Below are 14,084 nucleotides of genomic sequence, written 5' to 3' on the forward strand. Positions count from 1 at the left end.
CCGCATGGCCCGCGCCCTGCTGTCGGCGTCGGAAGACTAGTGCTTCCTGAAGGCGCCTTTGATCTTTTCGCCTGCCAGCTTCAGATCGGCCCGGACCTGACGGGACTTGCCCTCAGCCTTCAGCCGGTCATTGCCGGTGGCCTCGCCGGCCGCTTCCGTGGCCTTGCCATGGAGCTTCCCGGCAGCGTGATGGATCCTCTCACCCCAACCCATGATGGCTCTCCTTAGTCGGCGGCCCGCGGCAGGACACCGTGAGGCCGCACTTAAATTGTAGGGACGGAAGTCCGGCAAGGCACGTCCCCGCCGGGAAACCTCACCACTCAGGAAGCACGGATTCTCGTCCCGTACCATGGGGCGGATGGTGTTCATACGGCTATACCGCGAAGGCAAACTCGAACGCGACGACGTCCGCGCCCACGAAATCGAAGCCCTGGCCCGCCAGGATGACGTGGTGCTGTGGATCGACTACACGGACCCGACGGCGGATGACCTGCTCGGCGTCGAAACGGTATATGGGCTCCACCGCCTCGCCGTCGAGGATGCCGTCCACGACTTCCAGCGGCCCAAACTGGACCGGTACCCGAACCATCTGTTCCTCTCGGCCTACCAGGCGGCGCTGCAGCCCGGCACCGGCGAACTGGCCGTCGTCGAGCTCTCGGCATTCGTGACCCACAACGCCCTCGTGACCGTGCACGGGCCCGGGTTCGACACCGACAAGCTGACGGCGCACTGGGACGCCGAACCCGACCTGGCGCAGCACGGGGTCCCATTCCTCTTCTGGGGCCTGTTGGACATGATCGTCGACGGACATTTCGATGCCGTCCAGGAGCTCGATGGCTACATCGACGCCCTCGAGGAGTCGCTCTTCGAGGACCACTCCCCTGACCACGACCTGCAGCGGAAGACCTTCGAACTCCGCAAAAACCTCGTCCGGCTCCGCCGCATCGTCCTGCCCATGCGTGAAGTCCTCAACACCCTCCTCCGGCGGGAGGACCTGGTCGGCTGCAGCCCGGCGATGCAGCCCTTCCTGCAGGACGTTTACGACCATGTGCTGCGTGCCTCGGAATGGACGGAGTCGCTCCGCGACCTGGTCACCACCATCCTGGAAACCCACATCAGCATCCAGGGGAACCAGATGAACCTGGTCATGAAGAAGGTCACCAGCTGGGCCGCGATCATCGCCGTCCCCACAGCAGTGACAGGCTTCTTCGGGCAGAACGTGCCGTTCTTCGGCTTCCAGAACGATTACGGTCTCTGGCTATCCAGTGCACTCATGGCCGGCGGTTCGATCTTCCTGTACCTGGCCTTCAAGAAGCGGGACTGGATCTAGCGCGGGAGCCCTACTGTCCGTCCTTGCGGCCCGGAAGCACCAGCAGCGCGTCCCCGATGGCACGTTCCGATCCGCCGGACGGGCTGTTCTGGATCTTCCCTTGGGCAACCGCTGTTGTTGAACCTCCGCCATCGAGGTTCATGGCCTGGACCATGCCGAGCGAGAGTGCGACGTCCGCCTCTTCCTTCAGGCTCAGTCCCAGCGAGGCAGTCGATCGTCCATCCGCGGTTACAAGCATGGTCCTGCCCTGGGCGTCGGTCCCGGCGAAGGTCCGGGGGTTCCGCTTGTGGACCCACCCGTAGTAGAAGCTGTTTCCATCGTTGGGGTGCACCATGCCGTCATGCCGCACCGTCACGTCTTCACTGCCGTCCTTGACCAGCAGCGGGCCGCCGTTGACCACGCTCGTGGCCTTGTTCGTGTGCAAGGGTTTCCCGTCCTGGCCGAGCAGTCCGGCGTCGATCCTCAGCTTCGCGCCTACAGGAGCGAGGGCGCGGAGCCGTGCGACGTCGGTTCCGGTGGCCTGGATGGTGTGTCCGCCCGCAGGGACGGCCGCGCCACGGGTATCGGCGATGGAGGTAACGGTGTCATGGCTGTCTACCATCACTTCAAGGCCTGGACCGGCAGGCGTGGTCGGACCGAACTCCGGAGTGAAGGTGACGAGCTCGTTGGAGTTCGTGCAGGTCACGTCCTGGAGCGGGCCTGAGGTAGGCAGGTCGTTGGCGCCTCCGCAGTTGCGGATCAGGCCGGGTACCCGGTCGATGCCGTCCAGAGCGGCTTCCCCGGAAGGGGCGGAGACCTTCCCCGCCCAGGTCAGCCGCTGGATGCTGCTGGAATTCTTCTTTCCGTCAATGACGAAGGCCGGACGGTCCGCCACGGCTTCGCTGAGAACCCTCCCTCTGTACACTCCGACGCCGGCGGGGTCACCTTCGGCGCCGGCCTTCGGGTCGAAGACGAAGAAGCCCGCGTTGACAGCCGCGAGGGCGTGGGCGTCCGATGCCAACTGGCTGGTCGTCTCCCGCTTCTCAAGATCCGGGCCGAACGAGGCGGCGAGCTGGCCTTGGTACTTCCCCGGGTCGACCGTGATGACGTCAAGGTTCCACGGTCCGCGCGTCGTGGTGCTGGTCCCGGCGTCGCCGTCCCACCCGGTGTAGATCACGGAGGAGGCGAAACCGGCGGCCTTGATCTGCGCGACGAGGGCCGCGCCGTCGGCCTGCGCGGCAAGGTGGCCGGCACGGACCCGGTAACCCAGATCGCCTCCGGCGTCGGCAAGCTGCGGAGACTGGACATGTTCAACGCGGGCATCGACGCCGCCAGCCTTGAGCTTGTCCGCCGTGCGCTGGGCGGTGTCCTGGCTTGAGAGCGCCGACGCCGGAGCATCCGGATCCGGCGAATCCGCGGGAATGGCCACTTCGGCCGTCCAGAAAAGCGAAGAGTCCGCTCCGCCGCGGCTGATTTTGGTCAACGTAACGCCGGGGGCGAGGGTCGTCACCGTCCGGCTCTCGGGAAGGTCCGCGGCGCCAAGGTTGAGGTGCGAACTCTGATCCGAGCCGTTGTCACCAATCCGGCCATCATCCGCCTGGGCTGGGCTCACGGGGCTGAGGAGCGCCGACACGACGGCCACGACCAGTCCGCCGGTGAGGGCAGTGCGGTGCTTAAGGGAGTCATTCATGCGTCCACCGTATAAAGACCGGGCCGTCGCCCGGGCCGGTTTTACGGGTTGACGATGCCTATTGACCGAACCTTCATGCCACGTTCACTTGTACGCGGCATGTTCCCTACGGCCAGAAATCCCGGTTCCGCCAGACCCCGACGGTGGGCCTGGGAACCCGGCTTAACCCCACGGGGTCGAAGGAACCATCCTTGGGCGCCGCGGCGTCCGTATACGACTCTTGAGTATCACCTTGCGATACGTCGTGTGGCTCGTCAGGCGACTGCTGGCTGTTGGACACAACTCCCCCTTGATATTTGTCCAGATTGGCGTGGGTACGAGCTGCCCCTCAGTCCCCACACGCACAATATTATGAACAGCTGGTTAATGAAAGAGTTATAGGCGGTTAACCGAGAGATCTTCGGTGGAATCCCGGATTCCGGCTTGGAGCCACGTCGAAGGACTCAAGGCAGAATGGACAGCATGCCCCAGACTACGTTTGCCCTCGTCCGCCACGGCCAGACAGACTGGAATGCCCAGCGCCGGCTGCAGGGATCCACCGACATCCCGCTGAACGGGGTCGGCCGCGGCCAGGCGCGCGACGCCGTCGCTGTCCTCTCCGGTGACGAGTGGGACGCCGTCGTGTCGTCCCCCCTGAGCCGGGCCGCGGAAACCGCCGCGCTGATTGCTGCAGGGCTGGGGCTGAGCGTGGACCGCCACATACCTGAGCTCACCGAGCGCCGCTTCGGGCCTGCCGAGGGCCTGCGCGCAGGACCAGAACTGGAAGCACTGCGCATTCCCGGAGGCTTCCGCGGGGCGGAAAGCGAGGAGGAAGCAGCGTCCCGCGGCTTGGCCGCGCTGGAAGCCCTGGCCGAAGAGTTCCGCGGCGGACGCGTGCTTGTTGTCGCCCATGGGACATTGCTCCGTCTGAGCCTCGGCCGCGCGGTCGGCCGCACCCTGGACAGCATCGACAATGCCGTGCTCAACCTTGCCCACCACCATGCCATTGACGGGTGGCGGCTCGAATACTTCAATGGTGAACGCGTCATGGCGAACGTTCCCGGCTGAACACCGCCGAACCGAAGGCATATCCGCCAGGACAGCGGCGTGGGAGACTGTTCAGCACGCACAGGAACTCTTTCCGAAGGGGATGGTCACCGTGGCGGCAACCGGTCTCAACGCCGTCGAGCACATTGTCGTCTTGATGCTTGAAAACCGCTCATTCGATCACATGCTCGGATACCTCTATGCCGATTCCGGCAATGTTTCCCCCGCGGGCGACCCGTTCGAGGGCTTGACCGGCACGGAGTCCTGCCCCGGAACCGATGGCAGTCAAGTGGGCGTCTATCGCTTGCTCCCCTCCACTCCTGACGTCTACTTCATGCCGGGCGCCGACCCCGGAGAGGGATACCAGGCAACGAACGAACAGCTCTATGGCACCGCCGCCGCGCCGAAAGCGGGGACGGTTCCGTCCATGACCGGCTTTGTGAGCAACTATGCCGGCGCCATCAAGGACAACCTGGCCAAGGGCTGGCATGTGGTGCCGGGAACAACGGAGCACATGATCATGGGCTGCTTCACTCCGGAGACCCTGCCCGTGTTGTCGGCAATGGCTAAGGGATTCGCCGTCTGCGACGCGTGGTTCGCGTCAGCTCCCACCATGACGATGCCCAACCGGGCCTTCGCCTGTGCCGGCACCAGCCAGGGCAACCTTGATGACAAGGCCAAGCGGTTCACCGTACCGAGCATCTTCGGGCACCTGGGCAACCACGGGATTCCGTGGAAGATCTATGGCGAAACCGCGTCGCCCTTGACGAAACTCGACTTCGACGACACCCGGCACGCTCCGGCGTCGAACATTGGCCTGTTTACGGACTTCCAAGCCGACGCTGCGGCCGGCAAGCTGCCCGCGTACGCGTTCCTTGAGCCTTCCTGGTCCTCGACGGGCAACAGCGAACACCCCAACTACAACGTCGCGCTCGGCGAGCAGTTCCTGCTCGACGCTTATCGCGCCGTCCACGACGGGCCGGCGTGGGACTCCACCCTGTTCATCGTCACGTATGACGAACACGGCGGCTGCTACGACCACGTGGCTCCGGCCTGGGGCGCGACGCCGCCGGACAACATCCCAGGGGAATTCGGCTTCGATTTCACCCGGTTCGGGGTGCGGGTGCCGACGGTATTGATCAGTCCGCTCATCCCGGGCGGCACCGTCTTCCGGGCTCCAGGTCCTGTCCCGCTTGATCACACCAGCATCCTGGCGACCGTCGAACATCGATGGAATCTGCCGCCCCTCACCCACCGGGATGCAGCGGCGCCCGACGTCGGCGCGGCCTTGAGCCTCGCCGTCCCCCGCACCGACGACCCCCTCGCGGGCGTTCAGGCACCTGCTCCTCCGCCGACCACGAGGGCACTGGCAGAACAACCGTCCCACCTGCAGCAGTTACACGACGAACTCCTCGCGCAACCGTAGCATTTGGCCCTGGGTTCTGTTCAGGCCACGGTTCCATCGCCGGACTCGATGCCGGCCGCTTCACCGCGCCCCGACCACGTCTTGATGGCGGTCCAGGCAACAGCTGCGGTGGGCACTGCCAACAAGGCACCGATAATCCCTGCGAGCATCGTGCCGATGGCCAATGCCAGCAAAATGGCCAGTCCATGAATGCTCAGGACCTTGCCCATCAGGACGGGTTGGAGGAAATGGTGCTCTAGCTGGTTGGCCGCCACAAGAACAGCGAGGACGATGAGCGAGGTCACCGGACCGTTCGAGATCAGGGCGACACCTACGGCGAGGGTACCTGCCGCGGTGGAACCAATGATGGGAATGAACCCGCCGATGAACACAAAAACGCCCAGGGGCAGGGCGAGCGGGACACCGAGGATAGCCAGGACGGTCCCGATGATCAGGCCGTTCACTGCTGCGATCAGGGCTGTGCCCCGGACATAGCCTCCCAGCACGGTGGCGCTTCTTTCCGCAGCCAGGTGCGCCTTTCCGCGATGGGCCGCCGGAAGGAATCCGAACAGGAACGTCCTGATCCTCTCGCCGTCCTTGAGGAAGAAGAACAAGATCACCACCATGAGAACCAGGCCGGCCAGGATTTCACCGACAGTACGGGCGCCGGTCAGCGCTTCGGCACCGAAGCTGCTGCTCGTGAAGAAGCGCTGGATGGAATCGGCCACGGAGCGGAGTTGCTCGTCGCTGACTCGGAAGGGCCCGTTGTTCAGGAATTGGTGCAATTGGTCGATACCGGCAGTGAATTTCACGGCAAGTTCCTTGGATTGCGCCCTGATAAGGAAGACGATTCCGGTGATGACCCCGCCGAAAACAGCAAGGATCCCCACAAACGATGCTGCGACAGCAAGGGCACGTGGCCACCGGTGGTCAGTCAGCCAACGCACCAGAGGTGAGATCGCGGAGGCAAGAATGAGCGCGATGGTGACCGGGATCATGACGAGCGGCACCCTGGTCATCGCATACACCATCACCGAAACAAAGGTAATAACCAGGAGCATCTGTGCCGAACGGATCCCGGCGCGGCCCAGGCCGTCAGACCAGATCGCTGACATTTTGGGCTTGTTCGGCGAGTCATTGCTTTCAGTCATGGAGTTCCTTCCTGGTGGTTCCGGCGCGGATGCCCCGCCGTCGTGCCTTTAGCCATCGTGCATTAAGAACGTTCCAAGCTCTTGCCTGCGCTTGTGTCGATCCTGATGTTCCCTGCGGCTGCCAGTTCCTGAAGTTCCCTAAGGATCTCCAGTTGCTGGCTGTTGATGGCCATGAGCAGGTCGATTTCCTCTTTGGATTTCACGTTGGTGTCATGATCGTGCCGGGACATCACCGCGGCAATCGCATCCTGGCGCTTGGCGGCGATGAGGAGGATGGCTCCCTGCAGCCCTGCCAGCATCGAGAGGAAGAGATTCAACAAAATGTAGGGATATGGATCCCACGAGTTGTTCGCCAACGCCCAGCTGTTGATGACCGCCCAGAGAATCATGAACCCGACAAAACCGCCGACGAACGGCCAACTGCCCATCCCGTTGCGCATGACATCCGCGGCGCGTTGACCCTTCGTCAGTGATTCCTTGTGGCTTTCGTGCCAGGTCTTTCCCTTATCGCTCATGCCTCACCCTAACGGGGCACGACCAGCTAGCCCGCAACGAGCGCGGCAGTCCCTGCTTCAGAAGCGAGGTACGGTTCGCCGTTGTGCTGGTGATCAGCGGGGTCGAGGTGGGTAACGCCTGTTGCGTATGCGACGACTCCGGCGAAGCTGCCGGTGCGTTCGTAGGCCTGCCGTTGCCGGGCGGCTCCCGTGCCCTGGCTGAAGATCCTCTGCAAACCGTCCGTGGCGTAGAGTGCGTCCCCAGTCTCTTCGAGGGCATCGCGGACGTGGGCGAGGAGAGCACCGAGGACATGCGCTGCCGTAGCGGGCTTGTGGGTTATCGGGTCGAGCAACTCTCCGTGCAGGCCGAAACGGCTCGACCGCCACGTGGCCTGGCGCAGGACCGTGGCAGAAACCATGTCCGGCAGTTGGCCGGACTGCCATTCCCTGGCGGCAGTCTCCACCAAAGCACGCACCAAAGCCGCAATCAGGACGGAATCGCGGGCATCAAGGCAAACATCCGACACACGGATCTCGACTGTAGGGTGCCGGACGGAAAGCCTTGCATCAAAGTCCGGGTTCATGACCACCCCGGTACCCGACAGGTCCGCCACCAAGGAGTGATAAGCCGCGGCTGATCCGAAGACATCGGTGGGACCGGCGCTGGACCATCGGTTCCAGGCTTGGGTCCGGAAACTGGCATAACCGCTGTCGGCCCCGTTCCAGAACGGTGAATTCGAACTCAGGGCAGTCAGCACCGGGAGCCACGACCTGATCCGGTCCAGCACTGCGACGCCTTCCTCATCCGAGTCGACGGAAACATGGACGTGATATCCGCAGGTCAACTGCTCTCTGGCCGTCAAGGCGAACTTTTCCAGGAGGGCGTCGTAGCGCTCAGTGTTTGTCGCATGCGGCGTGACCGCCAGCGGCGATGTCGCGAGAGCGGCAATTCGGGCCCCCGCCTTCCGGGCGAGCGAATCGGCGTACGAACGTCCGGCCCGTATTTCGGCGGCGAGCCCACTCAGCCTGCTGTGCGGCGAGGTGATGACTTCGACTTGCTCCTGCTGAAGCTCGATCGCCAGCGTCGGGCCGACAGGAGGAGCCACGCCCTGGAGGCCGGCGCCGTGAAGGCGCAAGATATCGCCGGCGAGGGGCACGGGACTGCCGTTCTGGGGATCTACGATCAGGAATTCTTCTTCAACGCCAAAAGTACGCACTTGCCAAGTGTGGGCCACAAAAGCTGCCGCCGATGACCACAAGTCGCAGGACCTCTGAAGTAAAACGTCTCTCGCCTGTGTCCGAGGCGCGCAAGTGCTGCTATCAGCTGGCCGGCGTCACGACGTCTTCCAGGACTGACCTGTCAAAGAATCGGATCTCGCCGGTCGCCTGGAAGTACACGGGAACAACCGATGTGTTGGCGTCCTTCGAGGTTTCGTAGATCTCCGGCGCGCTGCCGTGTTTCCGGGCGATGGTTCCTACCAACTCGGTGCCGCGAACGCGGACGGTTCGATACTTGTAGCTCATGTGGACCCCTATCCTCAGCCAAGGCAAACGCTACTCCTGTGAAGCGCAAAGACCAGCTGAGCAGCTGCGTAGAGCTTGATTATCCTTCATCGCAGAGCAAGTGGTACCAGCTGTCGGCGAGGACTTCGAGCGCGTGGTCGCGGTGTGGTTCGAGCTTGCGGCGCGTCCAGAGCGTCGCGACGTAGTCCAACTGGGTGAAGGCGAGTGTTCCGCGGATGTGGTGCGTTTCTTCGGGGAAGCGCCCCGCCAGCTGCATGCCACGGACGATGTCGGAAATCACTTCCTGATGCCATCCATCCACCAGGGTCCGCACTTCGCGATCGACTGCAGCGGCTTCGTCCAGCACATCGAGGTACGGACGGAAGACCGGCCAGAGCGCAGCACGCGACTCGAGCCAGCCAAGGATGCCCGGTAGCTTGCCCTCCCGTACCACGTCGACGAGTTCGACGGCGGTAGACGCCTTGTCGGGGCCGTCGGCGCGGTCGAGCACGGCGTTGACGCGCGCCATGAAGTCCCGCATCAGGTCACTTCGCGAGGGGTAGTAAGCGTAAAAAGTCACGCGGGTGGTGCCTGCAGCAGCGGCGATCTCGTCGATCGTCGTGGCAGCGTAGCCCTTCTCGGTGAAGAGCTCCAGCGCCCGTTCCACGATCATGTCGCGGGTCAGCTGCTTCTGGGCTTCTCGCAACGACGACATGGCTCAATCCTAACCGTGGTGTGCGGCAATTGTGCGGAGGAAGAACAAAGGATGCACGTCGCCAAGCGGCCTGACATGCCGTAAAGATGGTCCCGCGTCCTGGAATTTGGCGATATAAGTGAGCGAGGGTCTTGGAATCTGGCGGTTTATCTGAGCCGGGGTCCGGGAATTCGGGCGTATATGTGAGCGAGCGTCCGGGGGTAGGTGCCGGGACCGGTGTGTCAGGGCCCGACGGCGGAAGTTCCGTTCCGCCGTCGTCGTGCCTTTGCGCCGTTCCGCCCCGGACGCTCGCTCACCTTTGGGGTGTTTTCTGCGGACGCTCGCTCACATGATGTGAGCCCGCGTCCTGCGATTTGGCCATATATGTGAGCGAGCGTCTGGGTTGAGGCGCCACCGCTGGTTCCGTTAGGGGCCGGCGTCGGCCAGGCGACGCAATTTCGGGACCGGGATCCGATAGTTGATCGCCGCCGCTGTCCCGGAACCGTCCTTGTTCGTCCAGCGCAGGAGCATCGAGTCGCGGCCCTCCCCCGGCTCGCAATAGTCCGGTGCGCCGGCCACCGGCGTGAAGCCGATTGACTTGAGCGACAAGCCGAAGGCCTCCGTCCAGAAGTATGGCTGGAAGGTAAACCGTGGCGCCGCGTCGCCCTTGAGCAGTCCGACGGCGGCAGCCTTGGCCTGGTCGATGGCACTCGTCCATAAGGGCACTCGCCGTACCCCGCGGCTGCTCGGGAAGTACGCGACGTCTCCGGCGGCGACGATATCCGGCCGGAGCCTGCCACGGGAGTCCACCCGCAGCCCTCCATCGACGAGGAGTGGCGTGCCAGCCAACCAGCCGGTGTTCGGCTCGTCGCCGATGGCGGTGACCAACAGATCCGCCGAAAGCTCGGTGCCGTCGGCCAGCGCAACCCGCGCTCCGTCGTCGGAGTCCATCAGGCGGGCTTTCCCGCCGGCAACCACGCGCACTCCACGCCGGATGGCAGCGGAGGTGAACACCTCCGCCAGGTGGTCGCCAAGCTGGCGCGTTAGGGGCTTGGCGTCGGCGACAAGCGTGACGTCGCAGCCAAGGTGCAAGCATCCCGAGGCGACCTCCATTCCGAGTGGCCCACCGCCGATCACGACTACCGAGGGACGCGATGCAAGGCGTTCCTTGAGCATGATCGCATCGTCGATGGTGCGCAGCGTGAGTTCCCGGGTGGAGCCATGACCGTCCGCTCCCGCCGCGAGTCGCTTCGCCCGGGAACCGGAGGCGATGACGAGGCCGTCGTACGGCAGTGCATCGCCTCCATCGAGACGGACCAGCCGTGCGTCGACGTCCAGTCCCTTGGCGCTCACGCCCAGCAGTTCGATCGCCCCGTGGCCGGGTTCGGGAAGTTCGTGCGCCTGGAGAGCGTCAATTCCGTTCCCTTCTGTACCGTGCAGCAGGGCCTTCGACAGGGCCGGACGGCTGTACGGTTGATGGCGCTCGGCGCCTATCACGGTCAATTCGCCATCGAAGCCCGCCGCGCGCAGCGAGTCGCAGGCTGTGAGCCCGGCGATGCCGTTGCCGACCACGACGATCCTGCGCATGGTCATGCCGCAGCCAATCGGAGCGCCGCGACCGGGCAAACCCTGACCGCCGCCTTCGCGGCATCAAGCCCGGCCCCCTCCACGACCGGCACATCGATGACCAATTCGCCGTCGAGATCCAGGTGCATCAGCGTGGGCGCGGCCTCTTCGCACAGGCCGTGGCCTTCGCACCGCGGACGGTCCAGTTCGATCCTCATGCCGCCACCACTCTTTCAACCTGGAGCGCCTCGAAGCTCCGCGTAATATTGCTTGGCTCACGGACCCCATCGGAGAGGGTCAGGGATTTCACCCTGCGGGCAAGTGCTTCGATGATCGCATGCGCCTCGAGTTTCGCGAGTCCCTGGCCGGCGCAGCCATGCGGTCCGTAACCGAACGAGAGGTGGTCCACGGGGTTGCGTTTCACATCGAAGGTGTCGGGGTTCGCGTAGTGGCGAGGATCCCTGTTGCCGGCGCCGAAGAGGATGCCCACTTGGGCGCCTGAAGGAATGGTGACTCCATCGACCTCCACGTCGCGGGTAGCCTTGCGCCCCCAAATGTGGACCGGCGCCCAATAGCGCAGCACTTCGGCGAAGGCCGCGGGAACCAGGTCCGGGTTCGCCCGCACCAGTTCGAACTGATCGGGGTGGTGGCCGAAGAGCGCGACGATGTTGCCAATGGAGGCGATGGTCGTGTCGACGCCGGCTCCCAGGTACTGGTGGATGATGTGGCCCGCGGAGCCCGCCGGAATGTCCCCGCGGGTCTCGGCGTCGAAGATGCCGCGGCCGATGGAGCCGGGAGCAAGGTCGTCCGCGGTAACCGATGAGCACCAACCGTAGAGTTCGCCGGCGATCGGGAAGCTCTCCTGGGTGCGCTGGTTCAACGGACCTATGACCTGCATCGCTGCCTGGCCCCAGCGCAGCATGTTCTCCTTGACATGACCGCTGAAGCCAATGAGGTCGGCGACGATTTCGATCGGGAATGCCCGGGCCAGGGCATCGATTGCCTCGAAGCTACCGCTCGCGGCCAGTTCGGCGACGAGTTTGTCCGCCTTTTCGTCGATGACGACTTTGAGCCCGCGGAGGGCCCGCGGGGTGAGGTTCTGCGACAGCGTGGCGCGGAGCTGCGTGTGGATCGGCGGGTCGGAGGCCAGGGAGGTGCCCTGAAGTGCCTCGTTCACCATGGGGTTGAATCCGATGCTGGTGGACGAGAAGGCCTCCGGATCGCCGAGCGCATTGTGGATGGCGTCGTAGCGCGTCAGGACGTAGAGATCGTTCTGAGGAAGGTGGACCACGGAAGCCTGCTCGCGGAGCGCAGCGTAGCTGGGATAGGGGTCTACGAGGATGTCGTCGTCCCAAATGTCGATGTCTGACTCGATGGGTGCAGTCATGGTGTTCTCCTTGCGGTTCGTAGGTGGTCGGGTCAGTGCCGGAGGACTTAGACGGCGGCCTCGGCGCTTGCTTCGGTGGTCTCCGCCATGGCGTCTGCGGCAGGCGCCGAGGACCGCGCGGAGATGAAGAGTGTGAGAACTGCGGAGAGCGTGGCCGCGATGCCCGCGCAGAGGTAGACCGTCTGGAAGCCTTGGCCGAGGGACGTCCCTGCGACCCCTTGGATGTGCGGCTTGGCGGCGGTGAGGGCCTTGACCATGCCGTCGACCGCCTGCGCTGGTGCACCACCCGCCGCTGCTTGGCCGGAGAATTGGGCGACGACGCCATCCCAGCCTGAGAGGAAACCCAGGGGCGGAACGTGCGCCAGTCCCGCCACGGCATCTGCGGGCAAGCCTGCCGCCCCGAGGATCCCGGCAAGGGGACCCGCGAAGACTGTGGCTCCGATGCCGAAGGCGATGGCCGAGCCGATGACCGGGCCAAGGGCGAAGCCAAGGTCGCGCAGGAGATTCGTGGTGGCGGAGGCCATGCCGATTTGCCCGGCCGGGACGGTGTTGATGGCCACGGCCGTCACGGAACCGACCGTGAGGGCGAAGCCGATACCCAGCAAGAGCAGCGGCGGGATGAATGCCGTCCACGGGGTGCCACCGAAGGTCTCCGGGGTGCCGAGGGCGAACGTGGAGAGCCAGAAACCGGAGACGGCCATGAAAGCGAACCCCGCCGTGAGCACCCACCGTGGAGCGACGTGGTGAATGAGCCACCCGACAACCGGGATGAAGGCGAACGCCGGGCCTTGGATGAAGACGAACAGGACTCCGACCTTCCAGGTCTCGGCCAAGGCCAGGCCGCTGACGGCGACGCTCGTGCTGAAGCAGATGGCGAGGAAGGCAAACATCCCGGTGACTGCCACAACGCCGGTGATCGAGTAGGAGCTGTTCTTGAACAGCGAGAGGTGGATCAGCGGCTGCGCGGTGCGTGACTCGATGACAACGAAGGCGAGCAGCAGGACTCCTCCCGCGATGTAGCTTGCGATCACCTGCGCGCTGCCGAAGCCGGCGTCAACCGCCGTCACCGTGGCGTACAGGACGGCGATGAGGCCGACGGCGAGGGTGAGTTGGCCGGGCACGTCCGGTTTGCGCCCCTCGGCGGCCGCGGAATCTTTCGCCCGGACCGCGATGAGAAGCACGACGACGGCAACAGCTGCCGCGATCAAATACGCCGCCCGCCAGCCGCTGAAGGTGTTCGGGGCGCCGGGCCCACGCCCCGCCACGGTGAAGAACTGCGCCGTGAACCCCGCGAGAACCGGGGAAATCACCGCGCCGAGTGACAGGAATCCGGCCCAGGTGGCGATGACCTTCGCCCGGGCACGGTGGTCGGGAGTAATCGCCGCGATCATGGAGAGCGAAATGGGAAACAGGATGCCGGCCCCGATCCCGCCGATGGCCTGCGCCGCGATCATCATCCCGGTGGAGGGCGCCATCGCGGCCATGACGGAGCCGACGATGCTGACGGCAGCGCCGGCATAGAGAAGCTTCTTGCGTCCGAACATGTCGCCGAGGAGTCCCCAGCTGAGCTCGAAGACCACAATGCCCATGAGGAACATGCCCGCGATCCAGGTCAGTCCGGCGCCCGAGGTGTGGAATTCGACGGCGAACGTGCCGCTCAGGGCTCCCGGCAACGCGTTGGTGATCTGCGCAAGGGTGACCGCGCTGTAGGCGGCGACGAAAGTGGCCCGTACAGGGCCGCGGCTCTGCACGGAAATGGGCTGACTCATCGATGAAACTCCTTTGTTCCGGTCGATCTGGCGGAGAGGGACTGTATGAGACAGTGTGGAGTTAAGTCTTACAGTGTGTCAAGACAAATT

At 64.5% G+C, this 14,084-nt stretch carries 14 protein-coding genes; 3 read left to right on the forward strand and 11 right to left on the reverse strand.

Annotated features, from left to right (window positions below):
- Positions 1 to 36 precede the first annotated feature (36 nt).
- Positions 37 to 213, reverse strand: coding sequence for a CsbD family protein (locus KNN17_RS09880; RefSeq protein WP_241708619.1), 177 nt, complete (start codon positions 211 to 213; stop codon positions 37 to 39).
- A 145-nt stretch (positions 214 to 358) separates the two neighbouring features.
- Between KNN17_RS09880 and KNN17_RS09885 the strand changes: the two genes are divergently transcribed.
- Positions 359 to 1,330, forward strand: coding sequence for a magnesium transporter CorA family protein (locus KNN17_RS09885; protein WP_241708620.1), 972 nt, complete (start codon positions 359 to 361; stop codon positions 1,328 to 1,330).
- Between the two features lie 10 nt (positions 1,331 to 1,340).
- Here the strand turns inward: KNN17_RS09885 and KNN17_RS09890 are convergent, their stop codons facing one another.
- A complete protein-coding gene (locus tag KNN17_RS09890; RefSeq protein ID WP_241708622.1) occupies positions 1,341 to 2,999 on the reverse strand; it encodes a phosphodiester glycosidase family protein in 1,659 nt (552 codons plus the stop codon).
- A 462-nt stretch (positions 3,000 to 3,461) separates the two neighbouring features.
- Between KNN17_RS09890 and KNN17_RS09895 the strand changes: the two genes are divergently transcribed.
- Complete coding sequence (locus tag KNN17_RS09895) at positions 3,462 to 4,046, forward strand: histidine phosphatase family protein (RefSeq protein ID WP_241708624.1); 585 nt, start codon at positions 3,462 to 3,464, stop codon at positions 4,044 to 4,046.
- A gap of 91 nt (positions 4,047 to 4,137) precedes the next feature.
- The gene (locus tag KNN17_RS09900; RefSeq protein WP_241708625.1) at positions 4,138 to 5,451 is read left to right on the forward strand and encodes an alkaline phosphatase family protein; all 1,314 of its coding nucleotides are present in this window, start codon (positions 4,138 to 4,140) and stop codon (positions 5,449 to 5,451) included.
- 20 nt (positions 5,452 to 5,471) lie between these two features.
- On the opposite strand, the gene KNN17_RS09905 is transcribed toward KNN17_RS09900, so the two are convergent.
- The 9 genes from KNN17_RS09905 to KNN17_RS09945 form a co-directional block, all read right to left on the reverse strand.
- Positions 5,472 to 6,581 (reverse strand): AI-2E family transporter, encoded by a 1,110-nt coding sequence (locus KNN17_RS09905; RefSeq protein WP_241708626.1) that lies wholly within the window; start codon positions 6,579 to 6,581, stop codon positions 5,472 to 5,474.
- Between the two features lie 62 nt (positions 6,582 to 6,643).
- A complete protein-coding gene (locus tag KNN17_RS09910; protein WP_241708628.1) occupies positions 6,644 to 7,096 on the reverse strand; it encodes a DUF1003 domain-containing protein in 453 nt (150 codons plus the stop codon).
- Positions 7,097 to 7,122: 26 nt separating this feature from the next.
- Positions 7,123 to 8,292, reverse strand: coding sequence for a carboxylate-amine ligase (locus KNN17_RS09915; RefSeq protein ID WP_241708630.1), 1,170 nt, complete (start codon positions 8,290 to 8,292; stop codon positions 7,123 to 7,125).
- Positions 8,293 to 8,395: 103 nt separating this feature from the next.
- A complete protein-coding gene (locus tag KNN17_RS09920) occupies positions 8,396 to 8,599 on the reverse strand; it encodes a hypothetical protein (protein ID WP_078105172.1) in 204 nt (67 codons plus the stop codon).
- A gap of 79 nt (positions 8,600 to 8,678) precedes the next feature.
- Entirely contained in the window at positions 8,679 to 9,293 is a 615-nt protein-coding gene (locus KNN17_RS09925) for a TetR/AcrR family transcriptional regulator (RefSeq protein ID WP_241708632.1), read from the reverse strand.
- A gap of 405 nt (positions 9,294 to 9,698) precedes the next feature.
- On the reverse strand, positions 9,699 to 10,865 hold the full coding sequence (locus KNN17_RS09930; RefSeq protein WP_241708633.1) for an NAD(P)/FAD-dependent oxidoreductase: 1,167 nt from the start codon (positions 10,863 to 10,865) through the stop codon (positions 9,699 to 9,701).
- Positions 10,862 to 11,056, reverse strand: a complete 195-nt coding sequence (locus tag KNN17_RS09935; protein ID WP_241708636.1) for a ferredoxin — start codon at positions 11,054 to 11,056, stop codon at positions 10,862 to 10,864. Before KNN17_RS09935 ends, KNN17_RS09930 begins: the two co-directional genes overlap by 4 nt.
- Positions 11,053 to 12,225, reverse strand: a complete 1,173-nt coding sequence (locus KNN17_RS09940) for a cytochrome P450 (protein ID WP_241708642.1) — start codon at positions 12,223 to 12,225, stop codon at positions 11,053 to 11,055. The genes KNN17_RS09935 and KNN17_RS09940 overlap by 4 nt, the downstream gene beginning before the upstream one ends.
- Positions 12,226 to 12,272: 47 nt before the next feature.
- Positions 12,273 to 13,994, reverse strand: a complete 1,722-nt coding sequence (locus KNN17_RS09945; RefSeq protein WP_241708643.1) for an MFS transporter — start codon at positions 13,992 to 13,994, stop codon at positions 12,273 to 12,275.
- Positions 13,995 to 14,084 lie beyond the last annotated feature (90 nt).

This window comes from Arthrobacter bambusae, from assembly GCF_022606295.1.
GTDB classification, from domain to species: domain Bacteria; phylum Actinomycetota; class Actinomycetes; order Actinomycetales; family Micrococcaceae; genus Arthrobacter; species Arthrobacter bambusae_A.